We start from the raw sequence: 16,695 nt of genomic DNA on the forward strand, positions 1-16,695 counted from the left end.
GCGTTTCAAGGCGAAGCCGTCAGTTCCGATATGCGCTTGCGCAGGAAAACCCGTTCCGGCTCCTGCCGGCAGAATGTCAGCGCCGTCTCGTATGCTTCGATCGCTTCGATCCTGCGTCCAAGCCGGCGCAGGAAATCCGCCCGTGCCGAGTGGGCGAGGTGATAGGTCGAAAGCTGACCCTTGGCGATGATGGCATCGACAAGGGCAAGCCCCTTTTCCGGCCCTTCGGCCATGGCGATTGCGACCGCGCGATTGAGCTCGGCGATATCGGAGGGATGGGCGGCAACCAACAGATCGTAATAATAGGCGATCCGCCGCCAGTCCGTTTCCTCTATGCTGCCGGTCTTCGCATGCTCGGCGGCGATAGCCGCTTGCACCGTATAGATGCCGATCTCGGGCGTGCGCATGGCGCTCGCCAGCAGCGACAGACCCTCGGATATCTTGCTGCGGTCCCAGCTGGTGCGATCCTGATCGGCAAGCAGAACCAGCGCCCCGTCACCATTCTGCCGGGCGGCGCGACGCGATTCCTGCAGCAAGAGCAGCGACAGAAGCCCCGCGACATCCGGGTGCGGCAGCAGGGCCGCGAGAAGCCGGGCCAGCCGGATTGCCTCCGCCGTCAGGTCGGCGCGCACGATCCTATTGCCCGAGGATGCCGAATAGCCTTCGTTGAAGACGAGGTAGATGACATGCAGGACCCGGTCGAGCCTTTCGGGTAGCTCCGCTCCTACAGGCACTTCATAGGGGATTTTCTCCGTTTTGATCCGGTTCTTGGCGCGAACGATGCGCTGAGCGACGGTTGGCGCCGGCACCAGAAAGGCATGGGCGATTTCTTCCGTCGTCAGTCCGCAGACCTCGCGCAGAGCCATCGCCATCTGCGCATCGGCGGCAAGGGCCGGATGGCAGCAGATGAAGATCAGCCGCAGCATGTCGTCCTCGATCGGTTCCATGTCGCCGATTTCCGTTTCCGTGCCACCAGGGTAAAGCCCGTCTTCGATATGCTGCAGCGAGGCGTTGAAGCGTGCCCGCCGCCTGAGATGATCGATCGCCTTGAAGCGGCCGGTCGAAACCAGCCAGGCAACGGGATTGTTGGGCATGCCATCGATCGGCCATGTCCGCGCCGCCGCCGCAAAAGCGTCGTGCAGCGCTTCCTCCGCCCGGTCGAAATCCCCGAGCAGTCGGATCAGCGTTGCCAATATCCGGCGCGAATGCTGCCGGTAAAGTTCCTCGATTGCCTGTTCCAACGGCAAGCCTCACTGCGGAAGAGCGAGCAGTCGCACCGGGCGCAATTCGATCGCGCCGACGCGGGCGCAGGGAATGCGCGCGACGATCCTGCGCGCCGCCGCCAGATCGGTTGCTTCGATGACGTAGAGGCCCGCCAGATGTTCCTTGGTCTCGACATAGGGACCATCCGTCGCGGAAAGCGTCCCGTCGCGCACCCGTAGCACCGAAGCTCTGTCGGGTCCTTCCAGCGCATCGGCGTGGATCAGGATACCCTTGCTGCGAAGCTCTTCGTCGAACTGAAAATGCGCCTTCACAATCTCATTGGTCTCGGCCTGTGTGAGCGTGCCATCCGTATCGGCGGAATTATAGATGAGGCAGACGAAGCGCATGGCTTACCTCCCATCCTTGATCGAATAGGCCGGCCGGATTTCGATCCATGCATATTTGAGGATCGGGAATGTCGAAAAGATCGACTGCGCCTCCGCCATATCCTTCGCCTCGATCACCACGAAGCCGCCGAGATGCTCCTTAATTTCGGCGAAGGGACCGTCTGTTGCGGCGACAGCACCGCTGCGAACGCGGAGCGTTACGGCCTGCTCCGGCTCGTAAAGTGCGAGCGCAGTGAGCAAATGGCCGCTGTCGCGCCAGTGATCGTCGCTGACGATGCACTCCTGCGTGACCGCGTCCCACTCCTCCTGCGGGACTTTGCTGCTCTTTTCGGTATCGAACCAGACCTGACCCAGAAATTTCATGGCATGACCTCCTCAGCCGAATTCATGGATGGGGCGAACCTCGATCGCGCCGAGCTTTGCCAGCGGAATGCCGGCCGCAACCCGGATCGCATCGTTGAGATCCTTGGCTTCGATCAGGATGAACCCCCCGAGCGCTTCCTTCGTCTCGATGAAGGGGCCATCGGTCACCGACATCTCGCCGCCGCGCACCCTGACAGTGACCGCCGATTGCGGGGACTGCAGCGCCTCGGCAACGATCATATGACCGCTGTCGGCGAGATCGCGGTCATAGGCGAGCGAATCTCGATCGAGCTTTTTCTGCTCCTCGTCGGACATGCTCGAGAAGATCGAACCGTCCATCCAAACCTGGCAAAGATATTTCATGCCTCACCCTCCGCGTTGTGTTTTTCACAGCCTTTGGACGAACAGGCTAGGCGCTTTTCGACAGGGAAGAAAAAAATCTTTTGGCTGGCCTGAATGTCGAAAGGTCGCGGCAGCATTCGACAAAGCTCCATCGACAACATCGAGGAGATGGAGCAATGAGCATGCTTGAATTCGGAATAGCACACCTGATCGTCACGCGCGGCGTAAGCAAGATGCCGCCGCTTGAGAATGCCGAGGTGATAAAGGTGCTGGTCAGGACGGTGATTGCGCTGGCTGCGTTTGCCGGCCTTGTCGAGGCGCTGCAGATTGCCGCAAACTGACCGCAAAAGGGCAGCCCGGCCAACGAGACGGGCTGCGCCTGATATCTTACTGGCCTGATATCTTACTGGCCTGATATCTTACTGGAATGCCGTCTCGAAGAAGCTGCGCAGCTTGCGTGAATGCAGCGCTTCCGGCGGCATGGCGGCAAGCTTCTGGATTGCTCTTATGCCGATCTGCAGGTGCTGGTTCACCTGCGTGCGGTAGAAGGCAGTCGCCATGCCCGGCAGCTTCAGTTCGCCGTGCAGTGGCTTGTCGGACACGCAGAGCAGCGTTCCGTAGGGCACGCGGAAGCGGAAGCCGTTGGCGGCGATCGTTGCCGATTCCATGTCGAGCGCGATGGCGCGAGCCTGCGACAGTCGCTTGACCGGGCCTGCCTGATCGCGCAGTTCCCAGTTGCGGTTATCGATCGTGCCGACCGTGCCGGTGCGCATGATGCGTTTCAGCTCGAATCCCTCATAACCGGTGATCTCGGCAACGGCCGCTTCGAGCGCCACCTGCACTTCGGCGAGTGCCGGGATCGGCACCCAGACCGGCAGGTCGTCATCAAGCACATGGTCTTCGCGCATATAGGCATGCGCCAGAACATAGTCGCCGAGCCGCTGGCTATTGCGCAGTCCGGCGCAATGGCCGAGCATCAGCCAGGCATGCGGGCGAAGCACGGCCACGTGGTCGGTGATCGTCTTGGCGTTTGACGGGCCGACGCCGATATTGATCATCGTGATCCCGGCATGGCCCTTTTTCTTCAGGTGATAGGCCGGCATCTGCGGCAGGCGGGTAAGCACGGCATCCGTTTCCGGGACGCTCGATCCTGCCAGCGTGACGATGTTGCCGGGCTCCACGAAGGCCGTATAGCCTTCGCCGCCGTCAGCCATCAGCTTGCGCGCCCAGGCGCAGAACTCGTCGATATAGAACTGGTAGTTCGTAAACAGCACGAAGTTCTGGAAGTGCTCTGCGCCCGTCGCCGTGTAGTGCGACAGGCGGGCCAGCGAATAGTCGATGCGCTGCGCGGTGAAGGGCGCAAGCGGCGAGGGCTCGCCCGGAGGCGGCAGGTATTCGCCGTTGGCGATTTCGTCGTCCGTGGTGTTCAGGTCGGGCGTATCGAAGAGATCGCGCAACGGGATATCGACGAAAGCCGCAGCCGATGCTTCCACATGCGCACCTTCGCCGAATGCGAAATGCAGCGGGATCGGCGTTGGGGATTCCGAGACGATGACAGGCACATTGTGGCTCTTCATCAGCAGCGAAAGCTGCTCCTTAAGGTAATGCTTGAAGAGCTTCGGCCGCGTCACCGTCGTCGTATAGACGCCCGGTGCCGTCACATGGCCGTAGGAGAGGCGGGAGTCGACATGGCCGAAGCTCGTCGTCTCGATGCTGACCTGCGGATAGAAGGCGCGGTAGCGGGAGGTGACTGGCGCTCCTTGCGCGAGCTTCGTGAAGCTCTCGATCAGGAACGAGGTGTTGCGCTCGTAGAGAGCGGTCAAAGCTTCGACGGCTTTTGCCGGATCGTCGAATGCTTGCGGCTCGAAAGGGGGAGGGGACGAAATGTCGAAAGCGGATAGCGGATAGATTCGTTTGCTCATGAGGCATTATAGAGAGTCGTTTTTAACAAGCAAACGACGCCCGAAGGCTGAGACCTGGATTTTTCCCCCCAATATCTTTCAACTCTCAGCGGATGGCGGTGCAGTAACCGCCGCTGCCTGCCAGGCATGTATAGTTGGCGCCGAAATGCGACTGCTGCGCTCCCCCGCCGCCAGTGTGTACGACCACCGCGGAAAACGAGATCGCGAAGAGCGCCGCAAAGAGCGTTATGATTGTAAACCGTCTCGCCAGAATGAACACGTCCACGTCCTTACCCCGATATGCGCCTTTCATGGTGATGTTTTGCCATGATGCGGCTGAACGGGTGCTGAGATGGCGGTTCATTTGGCGTTCAGTTTTCGAGGCCGGCTAAGCTTCTTGGAGACGGGTCCGCTTAAAGACGAAGCCCCTCGAAGGCGAGTCCCCTCAAAGGCGGGTCCAGGTCTGCGATTTGCAGAGGACGTTCATCACGCAGCCCTTCAGCCTGAGGGAACTGCCGGAAACGCTGCCGGAGCCGCTGTAGGTCTTGTCATTGGAGGGATCGGTGATCTCACCATTGTAGCTGTCGCCGGTGCCAGCCAGCGTGCCGATCTTCTTGCCGGCATATTTGCCCGACTTGAGCGTGATGCAGTACCCGCCGCCGCAAGGGGCAATCACTGCGGTATCGCCGGCGACCGTCTTCCATTTGCCGACGATCGGCTCTTCCGCCTGCGCAAGGCCTGCCGCAAGTGCCAGCGCGCTGGCGAGAACGAGGGTACGGATCATCTTTTCCTCCATGAAGTCAATCGGCGCGAAAATAACTGACGCGAACGTAAAGGTAAATATGCTGCGAGAGCGGCTGAAATCCGGCTTTCGCCTTCGGGTTTTTCTGCTGATGGCCTGATCGATGCTGATTTCACGGTAAACAGTTCCTCAATTTCCAAATCCTAATTTTTCGTAAAAAGCGCGCGGAAATCCTTAATTCGCAGGCATTCCGATGTTTAACGAAAATCCAATTTTACCAAGCGTTTGCACTTTGTTTGCGTCAAATTAATCATGCATTTTAGGCGTTTTTTGAAAGCCGTTCGGCATAGTGAACCCATCAAACGAGCGGGGCAAACCCGCCGGACCGGAGAGGCCGCAAGCCGCAGAAGATGGCAAGGCCCAAAGGTGAAACAGGGTACGTCTTAACAGGCTAAACAGGGATAGAACCGATGGCACGCTTTGAAATGCACAATGCTGAAATGGCCACCATGGGTGGCGACAACAACAGCGCCGATGTCTTCTGCGAAATGGGTCTGATGTATGCGACCGGCCGCGGCTGCAATATCGATCTCGTCGCCGCTCACAAGTGGCTGAACATCGCCGCGATCAAGGGTAACGACCGCGCAGCCGAGCTGCGTGCGGATGTCGCCGCGACGATGAGCAAGATGCAGCTCGCCGAAGCGCTCCGCGCCGCCCGCGAATGGATGACGATCCACTAAGGAACGTCTTCCCGACGGCAATTCGACAAAAGCAGAAATAACAACCTCAAAAGAGGGGAGCTGGCGGGGCGCTTTGGACGGGGCCGATGCCAGGAGAAGGAAACCGCGACCGGCTTGTCATCTGCCGGCCGCGGTTTACCTATTGGCTTACTCGTTTTCAGCCGAGCTTCTTCAGCACCATCGGCAGCGCCTCTTCGAACCGCGCCATATCGGCTTCCGGCCCCACACTCACGCGAATGCAGCGGTTCAGCGGTGCGACGCCCGGCATGCGGATGAAAACGCCATGCTCCATCAGCCCGTCGACAATGGCCCTCGCATAGGTGCCGTCGCGCCCGGCATCGATTGCCACGAAATTGGTGGCAGACGGCAGCGGCTGCAGGCCGTTCGCGCTCGCAATGTCAGCGATCCTGTCACGCGCCGCATGGATCTTCCCGATCACCTCGGACAGATAGGCCTTGTCCTTGAGGGCTGCGAGGGCTGCGACCGTCGCCAGCCGGTTCATGCCGAAATGGTTGCGGATCTTGTCGAAGGCCTGTGCCGTGCCCGGTGTCGAGATGGCATAGCCGACGCGGGCGCCGGCAAGCCCGTAGGCCTTGGAGAAGGTGCGGGTACGCACGATGTTCGGCAGGTCGATGAGTGAGGCGATCGACGGCAGCGCGGAGGCAGGGCCGGTCTCGCTATAGGCCTCGTCCAGGATCATCATGCAGGTTTCCGGCAGGGCGCGCGCAAAGGTGACGATCTCTTGGGCATCCCACCAGCTTCCCATCGGATTATCAGGATTGGCGAAATAGACGAGTGGGGCATTCTCGCGCTTGACTGTATCGAGCAGCGCGTCGAGATCTTCCCGGTCGTCCGCATAGGGAACGGTGACCAGCCGGCCGCCGAAACCGTTCACATGGAAATTGAATGTCGGATAGGCGCCAAGCGAGGTAACCACAGTGCCGCCGGGCTCGATGACGAGCCGCACGATCTGGCCGAGCAACTCGTCGATGCCGCCGCCGATGGCGATGTTGGCAGGTGTCACGCCGAGATGGATAGCGAGCGCCTCGCGCAGCGCGTAATTTTCCGGATCGTTGTACTTCCAGATATCGCCGGCCTGTTCCCGCATGGCGGCAAGAACCGAGGGGGCGGGGCCGAAGCCGTTTTCATTGGCGCCGATGCGCGCTTCGACCTTCAGGCCGCGCTGGCGCTCGATGGCCTCGGGACCGACGAAAGGAACGGTGGAGGGCAGGGCGCTGGCAAGTGGCGTGAGGCGCGTGAAGGCAGACATGCGACGGCAATTTCCCGGAATTATTGAAAAGCCGGGCAACAATAGGCTCTCGCCTTACCAAGGCAAGCAAGATTATTTACAGCATCGGCCCGAAAATCGGAATCGATTTTCCGAAAGCCTGATGCGTAGTTTCAAAGAATTAGAGCCTCCTTTGTGCGTCCGAACGGACGCACGGCGCTCTAAAGCTCAGATGCGGCTGCCGTTGCGGCGCGCGTCGATCGCTTCCGTATTGCCGATCATGAAGTCGGCGCGCACGACCCTGCGCAGAACATCCGGCTCGATCAGGTTGATGAAGCGAACGCCGATGCGCTCGTGATGGCGGTAGACCTCGGCGCAGCCGATGCGGTAGGCGAGCCCCAGAATATTCAGATAATAATGTTTGGGCAGGCCTGCCGTGGTCGACACGACGAAGGTCGCGCCCCCCTGGGAAATGTCGAGAATTTCGGCGCTGCGCATCGAAATCCCGGTCAGACAGGGGCGAACGGCCACGATACGGGCCGGTCGTTTGACGTTGAACTCCTCCCAGCGAATGTCGTAGACAGCCGACTTCACCGTGGCGAGGTGCGTTGCGCGGAGCATTTCCATTTCGCATTCTCCGTCAGGCAGTTCAAAATTTGGGGCAGTTCAAATTTCGGGCTGTTCGACGAAGAGGCTCACACGAATGTTTTTCACATTCGTCAAATATAAAACTACAATTTTAACGAGTTCGACATTTGTGCGTTAGCGGCACATCCATTGTGCCGTCTTGGGAACGAGCCGTCGTCGCTCAGGCCAGCAATCTTGCCGCGCAATAGCCACCGGCAGCGGTCAATGCCGTCAGAAAAGTTCCCCAGACCATATCCACCAGGCTCATCGCGAGCGGCCAGTTCTTCAGTGTCGATAAATTCGTGATGTCATAGGTGCCGTAAGCCGCCAGTCCCAAAATGGCACCATAGAGAAGTGCCGTGCCAATCGAGCCGCCGGAGAGCCCCGGCAAAACCGCAAGTATAACGACGGCGGCGGTGAAGAGCAGATAGAAAAGCGCCGCGACGCCGAGGTTCGGCGCCGGAAGCATCAACTCGCCCAACTGGTCGCGATAGAAGGTGCGGGCGATGATGCCGAGCCATAAGGCATCGACCACGGTAAGAGTGAAAAGGCAACCGGCATAGGCAACAAACGCAGTTTTCATCGTCTTCGATCTCCCACTTTGCCTCGTTCTACGGCATGGCCCGCCTTGCGGATCGCGGTTGATTCTCTTTGCGTCGATTTTTCCCGAACTCTTTCAATTGTCCGGCGTTTTTCCTCTAGCGACGCGTCGCCTCCAATCATCAAAGCGAGGAAAACTCAAATGACAGATGTCAAAGTTCCCTGGGAATCCTGGGTCGTCGTGTGCGATGGGGCGAAAGCCCTGATCCTGCAGAATGCCGGCGACACCGAGCTGATGAACCTTCAGGTCCGCGAGACCCTCACACAGCCCAATCAGCCGACCCGTGAAATCGGTACCGACAAGCCGGGCCGGTCCTATGCGCCGGATGGTATGAGCGGCAGCGCCATGGAGGAGACCAACTGGCAGGACCAGGCGGAAGAAGAGTTTCTGAAGGAGGTGGCCGGAAAACTCGATGAACTTGTCCATGAGAAGGAAGCACGCCGTATCCTTCTCGTCGCCCCGCCGCGCGCGCTCGGTGCGCTGCGTCCCAATCTCAGCGCCGATGTGCAGGCGGCGATCTCAGCCGAAGTTGCGAAGGATTATACCAACCTTCCCGTCGACCAGATCGAGCGGCATCTCGCCGCCTGATCGCCATAAATCACTTGTCAAAAACGCGGGTTGGAAAGCCCGCGTTTTCCTGTGTGGCACAAGTCTGAAATCAGAGGCTGCTTTCGAAGCTCAGCCGTAGCACGTGATGCAGGAATTCGGGGTTCAGCAGCATGTTGAAGCTGATGGTGACCAACTCACCTTCGCGCTTGACCACGGTCGAGCCGATCTCGTCATGAATGCCAAGGATTTCCAGGAAAAAATGCTGTGGCATTTCCAGGCTGGGGCTGACTTCCAGCAGCGCGCCGGCGAGCGTGATCGTACGGATCAGGCAGCGGACTTGCGTACCCGTGCTGAGATGATGGCCGACGAAGATGATGTTGCCGGGTCGATCGAGGTTGAATTCCCTATAAGCCTGTTCGGGCTTCGGATGTTCTGTGTCGAGGTGCATCTGAAAGGCCATATCAGCCTCCCCTTGTTGTATGGTCAGACTTTAGTGCAGGATTGCTCACATCTGCTGAACAATATCTTTAAAATTGAAAGCTTGTGCAAAATTGAACGGCAAAGCGCGTCTGTTGCCGGCAAGACTGCTCGGATTCTGCCCAGTTTTTCGCCATCCTTGCGCGGCCATTGACTTGCGGCCTGTCGTCGCGCATAGAGGAGCCGGTTCGAGGCACCGGCCGCTCGCGGATGAAGATCCATGGTGAAGCCCTCGCGATCATGGTCACAGCCCCGGTGCATGCTGACTGACGGCAATGCGAGCCCCCCTGACAGTCGAATGGCATGCCTTTGAGAGGCTGAACCCATGACTATGACTTACCCTGCGGTCGACGAGCTGAAAGCCCAGGCAAAGCGCCTGCGCCAGGCCATGGCCGAGCGCGGCAGCGAGATCACCCACGCCGCCGCCCTGGAACTGATCGCCCGCCAATATGGCGCCCGCGACTGGAACACGCTCTCTGCCCTTGCTGCCAAGCCCAACGACAAGCCGTCGTCGCAGATCTTCGTCGGCGCCCATATTCGCGGCCGCTACCTGAACCAGCCCTTCACCGGCAAGGTTCTGGCGCTTTCCGCCATTCCGGGTAGCGAGTTCTACAGGATCACCATCCATTTCGACGAGCCCGTCGATGTCGTGACCTTCGAGAGCTTCTCGGCTTTTCGTCAGCGCGTTCACGCTCAAATCGACGAGAATGGCGTCTCTCCGCGCAAGACCTCCAACGGTCTGCCGCATCTCGTTCTCGATCTCTGACAGTCTCGTGCTGCTGTAACACCCGGATTCCGTCCATGACCTCGCGTTCGCAAACCAATGCCTTCCTGACCGGCCCGCTACCTCTGGTCTTTGCCCGCACGGCGCTGCCGATCATCCTGATCACCACCATCAATGGCCTGTTCGCCGTCGTGGACGCCTATTTCCTCGGCGCCTATGTCGGCGCTGGGGCTCTCTCGGCCGTTACCCTCATCTTTCCCGGCCTGATGATGCTGGTTGCCCTGCAATCACTCGTCTCGAACGGCATGGCGAGCATCCTTGCCCGCGAGCTCGGCGGCGGCAATCGCGACGCCGCGCGGCGCACCTTCGCCGCCGCCCATGTGCTGGCGATTGTCGTCGTGCTTGTCGTCAACGTCATTTATTGGACGGTCGGCTGGCGGATCGTCGACAATGCCGCGGCGGGAGATCTCGCCGTTGCTGCGAACGCCCGGACCTTTATGGGCATCATGATCGGTGCCGCGCCCATCGCCTTCTTCCTGTCGCTCAACATCGATGCCCTGCGCAGCGAGGGCCGGATCGGCTTCATGACCGTAGTCATGCTGGCCGCGACGGCGCTGAACATCGCCGCCAACTGGTTCTTCATGGCGATCCTTGGATGGGGTGTGGCGGGCTCGGCTCTCGGCTCCGTGCTCGCTCAGGCAGTCTGCCTGGTCGCGGTGCTGATCTATCGCGCGCGCAACGAGCGTGCATTGCGTCCGGCGACACGTTTCCCACTGGCCGACTGGCGGCCGATCCTGGCGCTCGGTGCGCCGATGAGCCTCGGCTTCATCGGGATCTCGCTCTCATCGGCGGCGGTCATCTTCAACCTGTCGATCTGGGGCGAGGGGGATTATGTCGCGACCGTCGGCGCCTATGGCATCATCACCCGCGTCATGACGGTTGCCTACCTGCCGCTGCTTGGCCTCAACATCGCCTTCCAGACGATCTGCGGTAATAATTACGGTGCCGGCCTTTCGGAGCGTGTCGGTCGCAGCCTGCAGATCGCCCTGATCGCTGCACTCGTCTACTGCACGGGCGTTGAGATCACGGTGGAGCTGCTGGCCGCCAGCCTCGGCTACGTCTTCGTCGCCGATCCCGTCGTCATATCAGAGGTCTCGCGCATCCTGCCCTGGACGGTCGGCGCGTATTTCCTGTTCGGCCAGATGGTGGTGCTGTCGGGTTATTTTCAGGCGATCGGCGATGCCAAACGTGCGGCGATCTTCGGCCTCTCGCGGGCCTATCTCTTCACGCTGCCGCTGACCTTCCTGCTGCCGCATGCCTTTGGCGAAATGGGTATCTGGATGGTGCCGGTCTTTGCCGAGGCCTGCATGTTCCTATTGGCCTTTGCCGTCCTGACGCGGAATGCCAAGCGGCTCGGCTGGCGCTATGGATTGTTGCCCGCCTAAAGCCGACAAGGCCGCGCCTGTCCGGCGCGGCCTTGGCTTTCAATCCTTGCTGGCTGCGGGTGCGGACGCCGTGGCAGCCTCCGCTTCCCCGAGCGCCTGTGCGCATTCCTCGCAGCAGACCTCGACAGTCTTGCCGCCGAGCTTGACGCTGATCGCGTCAGGCCCGAGTTCGCAGTCACAGGCGGCGCATGTGGTCTTCTTCATGGGATAATCCTCCGTTTGGGTCCTTGTGGGGCAGGATCATAAGACCATCGGAGGCCTCTCTCCGCTGTCGAATTCTTTAGCGACTTTACGCCCGAAGCCGTGTCGCGCGCTGGAACTCTGCAGGGGTCTGGCCATAGGCCTGGCGGAAGGATGCGGTGAAATGGCTGTGGCTGGAAAAACCGAGATCGAGGCCGAGCGCCGTCAGATCGTCATACTCGCCGAGAAGATCGAGCGCGCGGGCAAGCCTGAGCCGAAGCTGGTAGCGGTAGAGCGGGGTCGCCTCCACCTGCTGGAAGACCTGGGTCAGATAGACGGGCGAAACGCCCACTTCCGTTGCGATTTCGGCAAGCGTCCAGCGTCGTGCGAGATCGGAGGAGAGCACGAGCTTTGCCCGGTCGACAAGCTTTTGCCGCCCCGCGCTGGCGCCCGCCGCATGTGAGGTGCGCTCGCCGAGCGAACGACGCACGAGGGTGAGCGCCAGCGTTTCGGCCTCCAATGTCTCGGCAACGTTTCGGCGAAGGCCATGGCGAAGAAGCGCAACAAGCGCCTGCGCGCGTGGATCGATGCGCCGGCGCTGGCGCTTGAAACCGAATAACTCGCCGGCCTGCACCTGATCCCTTGGCGCAAGCTCGGCAAGCAAGGCGCCGTCGATCGACAGATCGATGCAGGCATCGCCACCCTCGACGGGATGGCTGATGCGATAGCCCTGCCCGGCGTTGAAGAACAGCATCTGGTTGGCTTCCGCCACCGTGTCGGTGCGCCCGACATGACGCATGAAGACGCCACGATAGGGATAGACGAGGCTCGTCTTGTGGGCGCATTCCTCGTCGCTCTTGTGACGGCATTCCCCATTGCAGACAATGTCGCGGATCGCGACAGTCTTCGTCTTCAAGAGCAATGCAGTCGAAAATTGCGACATCGGTCTTTCCGGATTTTTGCGCGGCGAGCAGTGCCCGCCGCGGCACCTTATCACAATCCCTTGTTGCTCCAGTAGTGGCTTGAGATATGCACGTCACTTTCGATCTGGCCGCGGGAAAGGCCGATATCCTTGAGCTGATCGTCGGACAGCTCCATGACGGCGCTGCGACTGCGCCGTTCGGCGAGCTTGCGTGCTATCAGGCGAAAGCCCGTCACGAGACCTGCAAGAAGCGGGGACTGTCTGGTTTCCGTCCGGCGAGTGGTCTGGGCATAAACTGTAAGGCTAGAACCGCGCATGGTGTTCCTCCATCCATTGCGTTTGAATGGGAGGATTGAACCATCTGCGCGGCTCGCCCGCTGTCAGATTATTTAGCGATCTGCAGCCCGGATCAGGCTTTCAGCAGCCACTCGTGTTCCGGCGCATTGTAGAACTTCCAGACACGCTTCGGCCCGGCCATGACATTGAGATAATAGAGGTCGTAGCCATGCGTCGCCGCGCAAGGGTGATATCCCCTCGGCACCAGCGTCACATCGCCATCTTCCACCACCATCGCCTCATCGAGCGAGCGGTCGTCCGTATAGACGCGCTGGAAGCCGAAACCCTGCGGCGGATTGAGGCGGTGATAATAGGTCTCTTCCAGCATGCTCTCATGCGGAAGATTGTCCTGATCATGCTTGTGCGGCGGATAGGAGGAGGTGTGGCCGCCGGGTGTTATGACCTCGACGACGAGCAGCGAATGTGCGGAACTGTCGTCTTCCGGCATGATATTGTTGACGTAGCGCACGTTCGTGCCCTTGCCGCGCGTCAGCGGCGGATGCGTGCCGGGCGGAATGGCCTTGACCTCATAGGTGCCGCCGCCAGGGGCGGAGCAGACGGCAAGCTCCAGATCCGTCTCGGCCGTGACCGACCATGTCGATTCCATCGGTATATAGAGCGCGTGCGGCGCTCCGTCGAACGGGCTCATGCGCTCGCCGAGCGTGCCGAAGTCTCGGGTTCCGGCCGAAGCCTTGCCCTTGCCGCTGACCCAGACGAGGCAGACCTCGCGCTCGCCGGTTTCGCCTGATGCCGTCTCGCCCGGTTTCAGGCGGTACATGTCGAAGCCGACATAGGTCCAGCCGGCGCTTTCCGGCGTGACATGAGTGACGCGGCCATGCGTGCCTGACGGTTTCACCTTGAGGTTTGGCATTGGTGTTTTCCTCCGTTACCTGGAAATTCCCCTCCCCAACCCCTCCCCACAAGGGGGAGGGGCTAAGTCTGACGCACCGTCTCCCTCTACATCACCGCAGCGACTCCCAGGAAGGTCGCTTATGGCGTTGTCAGAGAGGCTGGGTCAGCCCCTTCCCCTTGTGGGAGGGGTTGGGGAGGGGTCTTTCTCTTCCGTTATCCCTTTGGGAAACCCTCAGTCTCGACAGTATAACCAGCCGCCGTCATCACCCGCATCAGCTCCGCATGACCGATCTCCGCCATCTTCTGCGGCGGCGCCCTGCGCGGATCCTGTTCGGCCTCGACCACGAACCAGCCTTCATAACCATAATCTGCGAAACGTTTGACAATCGCGCCGAAATCGAGCGAGCCGTCGCCCGGTACGGTGAAGGCGCCGAGCGCCACCGCATCGAGGAAGGATTGTTTGCTGCGGTCGAGCCCATCGACGACGGCCTTGCGGATATCCTTGACGTGCACATGGTTGATCCGGGCATGGTGATTGTCGATCGCCCGCAACACGTCGCCGCCGGCAAAGGCCAGATGCCCGGCATCGAGCAGCAGCGGAATGCCGGCGCCCGAATTCTTCATGAAGGCATCGAGTTCCGGTTCGGTCTCGACGACGGCCGCCATGTGATGGTGATAGGAGAGCGGCATACCCTGCTCGGCGCACCATTCGCCGAATTCGGTGACGCGGCGCGCATAGGCCTTCATCTCGTCGTCGCCAAGCCGCGGCTTGGTCGCAAGCGGCTTGGAGCGATCGCCCTGGATGGAACGGCCGACTTCACCATAGACGATGCACGGTGCATTGACCGCCTTGAAAAGCTCGATCATCGGCTGGATGCGGTCCTTGTTGGCCGCAAGCTCCTCATTGACCAGCGTGCCGGAAAACCATCCGCCGCAGAGCGTCACGTCGGCGGCGCGCAGAATGGGCAGCATCTCCTGAGGATTGCCAGGGAAGCGGCGGCCCTGCTCCATGCCGGTAAATCCGGCGGTGCGGGACTGGCGCAGGCATTCCTCAAGGGAAACGTCGTCGCTGAGTTCGGGAAGGTCGTCGTTCCACCATGCGATGGGCGACATGCCGAGTTTGGCCTTCATGAATAGTCTCCTTGAAAACATTGAGGAGGAGCGTTCCCGCTCCTCCAGAAAATTGAGAATGATCTATCAGCCGACCCGCTGGGCGGCGCGTGCCTTGACATAGGCCTCATGCGCCTTGTTGACCTCGCCGCGCGGGCTGACCTCCGGCACCGCCACATCCCACCAGTGACCACCGGCATCCGTCGTGATCAACGGGTCGGTATCGATCACGAAGACCGAGGTGCGGTCGTTCTTCTTCGAATCGGCGAGCGCCTGTTCCAGTTCGGCGATGGAGGAAACCTTCACCGCGATCGCGCCCATCGCCTCGGCGTGCGCGCGGAAATCGATCTCGGGCATGACCTCGTGATAGGCGTCCTTCAACAGGTTGTTGAAGTTGGCGCCGCCGGTGGCCATCTGCAGGCGGTTGATGCAGCCGTAGCCGCGGTTGTCGAGCAGCACGATGTTCAGCTTGAGACCGAGCATGACCGAGGTCGCAAGCTCGGAATTCATCATCATGTAGGAGCCGTCGCCGACCATGACGACCACGTCCTTTTCCGGATGCGCCATCTTGGCGCCGAGGCCGCCGGCTATCTCATAGCCCATGCAGGAGAAGCCGTATTCCATGTGGTAGCTGCCGGGGACGGTTGCCGGCCACAGCTTGTGCAGTTCGCCCGGCAGGCCGCCCGCCGCACACAGCAGCGTCGTCTTCTCGCCGCCGATGGAACGAACCACGGCACCGATGACCTGCGCGTCGGAGGGTAGGGCGGCATTGGTGGTGGCCATCGCCTTGGCAGCAGCCTCCATCCAGACGTTCTTTTCTTTCACTGCTTTCTCGGCAAGCGCTGCCGGCGCCTTCCAGCCGGAGAGACCGGATGACAGCGCCTTTAGCCCTTCGCGCGCATCGGCAACCAGCGGATGGCTGTCATGCTTCAGCGCATCATAGGCCGCGATATTCAGGCTGAGCAGCTTGAAGTTCTCATTCTTGAAGAGCGCCCAGGAGCCTGTCGTGAAATCCTGGCAGCGCGTGCCGACGGCAATCACCAGATCGGTTTCCTCGGCAATCGCATTGGCCGCCGACGTGCCGGTCACGCCAACGGAGCCGAGTGCCAGCGGATGACGCTCATCGATCGCCGACTTGCCGGCCTGGGTGACGACGACGGGAACGCCGTGCGCTTCCGCAAAGGCTGCAAGCTCCTTGGTTGCCTGCGAATAGAGCACGCCGCCGCCGGCAACGATGACCGGCTTCTGCGACGCCTTGATCAGAGCAATGGCATTGGCAAGCTCATCGGCATCCGGCTGCGGACGCCGCACCGTCCAGACCTTCTCTTCGAACAGGCTCTCCGGATAGTCGAAGGCTTCCGCCTGAACGTCCTGGCAGAGCGACAGCGTCACTGGGCCGCAATCGAGCGGATCGGTCAGCACCTGCATGGCGCGCTTCAAGGCGGTGATGATCTGTTCCGGCCGGGTGATGCGGTCGAAATAGCGAGAGACCGGGCGGAAGGCGTCATTGGCCGAAACCGTGCCGTCGCCGAAATCCTCGATCTGCTGCAGCACCGGATCGGGCGCGCGATTGGCGAAGACGTCGCCGGGCAGGAAGAGGACGGGAATACGGTTCACATGCGCCACGCCGGCGGCCGTCACCATGTTCAGCGCGCCGGGGCCGATGGAGGTCGTGCAGGCCATGAAGCGCTGGCGGAAGCTCGCCTTGGCATAGGCGATCGCCGCATGCGCCATGCCCTGTTCATTATGTGCGCGGTAGGTCGGCAGTTCCTGTCGCACCTGATAGAGCGCTTCGCCCATGCCGGCAACATTGCCGTGGCCGAAGATCGCCCAGACGCCGCCGAAGATCGGTACCTTCTTGCCGTCGACGATGGTCATCTGCTTTTTGAGGAAATGTGCGACGGCCTGCGCCATCGTCAAACGGATTGTCTTACCCATCGGGTCCT

The 16,695-nt window shown here is 60.8% G+C and carries 22 protein-coding genes; 5 read left to right on the forward strand and 17 right to left on the reverse strand.

From position 1 onward, the window contains the following. Positions 1-5 precede the first annotated feature (5 nt). The 4 genes from FHX15_RS12395 to FHX15_RS12410 are packed head-to-tail and all read right to left on the reverse strand — an operon-like array spanning position 6 to position 2,336. Positions 6-1,241, reverse strand: coding sequence for an RNA polymerase sigma factor (locus FHX15_RS12395; protein ID WP_184397418.1), 1,236 nt, complete (start codon positions 1,239-1,241; stop codon positions 6-8). Positions 1,242-1,250: 9 nt separating this feature from the next. After that, a complete protein-coding gene (locus tag FHX15_RS12400; protein ID WP_184397420.1) occupies positions 1,251-1,610 on the reverse strand; it encodes a YciI family protein in 360 nt (119 codons plus the stop codon). A 3-nt stretch (positions 1,611-1,613) separates the two neighbouring features. Next, complete coding sequence (locus FHX15_RS12405; RefSeq protein ID WP_184397422.1) at positions 1,614-1,973, reverse strand: YciI family protein; 360 nt, start codon at positions 1,971-1,973, stop codon at positions 1,614-1,616. 12 nt (positions 1,974-1,985) lie between these two features. Next, positions 1,986-2,336 (reverse strand): YciI family protein, encoded by a 351-nt coding sequence (locus tag FHX15_RS12410; RefSeq protein ID WP_184397424.1) that lies wholly within the window; start codon positions 2,334-2,336, stop codon positions 1,986-1,988. Positions 2,337-2,491: 155 nt separating this feature from the next. Between FHX15_RS12410 and FHX15_RS12415 the strand changes: the two genes are divergently transcribed. Continuing rightward, a complete protein-coding gene (locus FHX15_RS12415) occupies positions 2,492-2,656 on the forward strand; it encodes a hypothetical protein (protein ID WP_184397426.1) in 165 nt (54 codons plus the stop codon). 78 nt (positions 2,657-2,734) lie between these two features. On the opposite strand, the gene amn is transcribed toward FHX15_RS12415, so the two are convergent. The 3 genes from amn to FHX15_RS12430 form a co-directional block, all read right to left on the reverse strand. After that, positions 2,735-4,237 (reverse strand): AMP nucleosidase, encoded by a 1,503-nt coding sequence (amn, locus tag FHX15_RS12420; protein WP_184397428.1) that lies wholly within the window; start codon positions 4,235-4,237, stop codon positions 2,735-2,737. A gap of 85 nt (positions 4,238-4,322) precedes the next feature. After that, a complete protein-coding gene (locus tag FHX15_RS12425; RefSeq protein WP_184397431.1) occupies positions 4,323-4,502 on the reverse strand; it encodes a hypothetical protein in 180 nt (59 codons plus the stop codon). Between the two features lie 159 nt (positions 4,503-4,661). Next, positions 4,662-5,000, reverse strand: a complete 339-nt coding sequence (locus FHX15_RS12430; protein WP_184397432.1) for a DUF2147 domain-containing protein — start codon at positions 4,998-5,000, stop codon at positions 4,662-4,664. A 428-nt stretch (positions 5,001-5,428) separates the two neighbouring features. Between FHX15_RS12430 and FHX15_RS12435 the strand changes: the two genes are divergently transcribed. Next, a complete protein-coding gene (locus FHX15_RS12435; RefSeq protein WP_184397434.1) occupies positions 5,429-5,698 on the forward strand; it encodes a sel1 repeat family protein in 270 nt (89 codons plus the stop codon). A 157-nt stretch (positions 5,699-5,855) separates the two neighbouring features. Here the strand turns inward: FHX15_RS12435 and FHX15_RS12440 are convergent, their stop codons facing one another. The 3 genes from FHX15_RS12440 to FHX15_RS12450 form a co-directional block, all read right to left on the reverse strand. Next, positions 5,856-6,968: a pyridoxal phosphate-dependent aminotransferase gene (locus FHX15_RS12440; protein WP_184397436.1), complete on the reverse strand. Its 1,113-nt coding sequence runs from the start codon at positions 6,966-6,968 to the stop codon at positions 5,856-5,858. 186 nt (positions 6,969-7,154) lie between these two features. Next, positions 7,155-7,553, reverse strand: a complete 399-nt coding sequence (locus tag FHX15_RS12445) for a PilZ domain-containing protein (RefSeq protein ID WP_184397438.1) — start codon at positions 7,551-7,553, stop codon at positions 7,155-7,157. Positions 7,554-7,734: 181 nt separating this feature from the next. Next, entirely contained in the window at positions 7,735-8,136 is a 402-nt protein-coding gene (locus FHX15_RS12450) for a DUF2177 family protein (protein WP_184397440.1), read from the reverse strand. Positions 8,137-8,295: 159 nt separating this feature from the next. Between FHX15_RS12450 and FHX15_RS12455 the strand changes: the two genes are divergently transcribed. Then, a complete protein-coding gene (locus FHX15_RS12455; protein WP_184397442.1) occupies positions 8,296-8,742 on the forward strand; it encodes a host attachment protein in 447 nt (148 codons plus the stop codon). Positions 8,743-8,812: 70 nt separating this feature from the next. On the opposite strand, the gene FHX15_RS12460 is transcribed toward FHX15_RS12455, so the two are convergent. Continuing rightward, positions 8,813-9,151: a hypothetical protein gene (locus tag FHX15_RS12460; protein ID WP_184397902.1), complete on the reverse strand. Its 339-nt coding sequence runs from the start codon at positions 9,149-9,151 to the stop codon at positions 8,813-8,815. Between the two features lie 354 nt (positions 9,152-9,505). Between FHX15_RS12460 and FHX15_RS12465 the strand changes: the two genes are divergently transcribed. Both FHX15_RS12465 and FHX15_RS12470 read left to right on the forward strand, forming a co-directional pair. After that, positions 9,506-9,946, forward strand: a complete 441-nt coding sequence (locus tag FHX15_RS12465; protein ID WP_184397444.1) for a glyoxalase superfamily protein — start codon at positions 9,506-9,508, stop codon at positions 9,944-9,946. A 35-nt stretch (positions 9,947-9,981) separates the two neighbouring features. Continuing rightward, on the forward strand, positions 9,982-11,349 hold the full coding sequence (locus FHX15_RS12470) for an MATE family efflux transporter (RefSeq protein WP_184397446.1): 1,368 nt from the start codon (positions 9,982-9,984) through the stop codon (positions 11,347-11,349). A 39-nt stretch (positions 11,350-11,388) separates the two neighbouring features. Here FHX15_RS12470 and FHX15_RS12475 read toward each other — a convergent pair whose 3' ends face one another. The 6 genes from FHX15_RS12475 to iolD form a co-directional block, all read right to left on the reverse strand. After that, positions 11,389-11,553: a hypothetical protein gene (locus tag FHX15_RS12475; RefSeq protein ID WP_184397448.1), complete on the reverse strand. Its 165-nt coding sequence runs from the start codon at positions 11,551-11,553 to the stop codon at positions 11,389-11,391. A gap of 85 nt (positions 11,554-11,638) precedes the next feature. Continuing rightward, positions 11,639-12,472: an AraC family transcriptional regulator gene (locus FHX15_RS12480; protein ID WP_184397450.1), complete on the reverse strand. Its 834-nt coding sequence runs from the start codon at positions 12,470-12,472 to the stop codon at positions 11,639-11,641. Positions 12,473-12,522: 50 nt separating this feature from the next. Then, entirely contained in the window at positions 12,523-12,768 is a 246-nt protein-coding gene (locus FHX15_RS12485) for a DUF1127 domain-containing protein (RefSeq protein ID WP_184397452.1), read from the reverse strand. A 92-nt stretch (positions 12,769-12,860) separates the two neighbouring features. After that, positions 12,861-13,658: a 5-deoxy-glucuronate isomerase gene (gene iolB, locus FHX15_RS12490; protein WP_184397454.1), complete on the reverse strand. Its 798-nt coding sequence runs from the start codon at positions 13,656-13,658 to the stop codon at positions 12,861-12,863. Between the two features lie 194 nt (positions 13,659-13,852). Next, complete coding sequence (iolE, locus tag FHX15_RS12495; protein ID WP_184397456.1) at positions 13,853-14,770, reverse strand: myo-inosose-2 dehydratase; 918 nt, start codon at positions 14,768-14,770, stop codon at positions 13,853-13,855. Between the two features lie 66 nt (positions 14,771-14,836). Beyond that, entirely contained in the window at positions 14,837-16,687 is a 1,851-nt protein-coding gene (gene iolD / locus FHX15_RS12500) for a 3D-(3,5/4)-trihydroxycyclohexane-1,2-dione acylhydrolase (decyclizing) (RefSeq protein WP_184397458.1), read from the reverse strand. Positions 16,688-16,695 lie beyond the last annotated feature (8 nt).

It is taken from the genome of Rhizobium sp. BK650 (assembly GCF_014195325.1).
GTDB lineage: Bacteria > Pseudomonadota > Alphaproteobacteria > Rhizobiales > Rhizobiaceae > Rhizobium.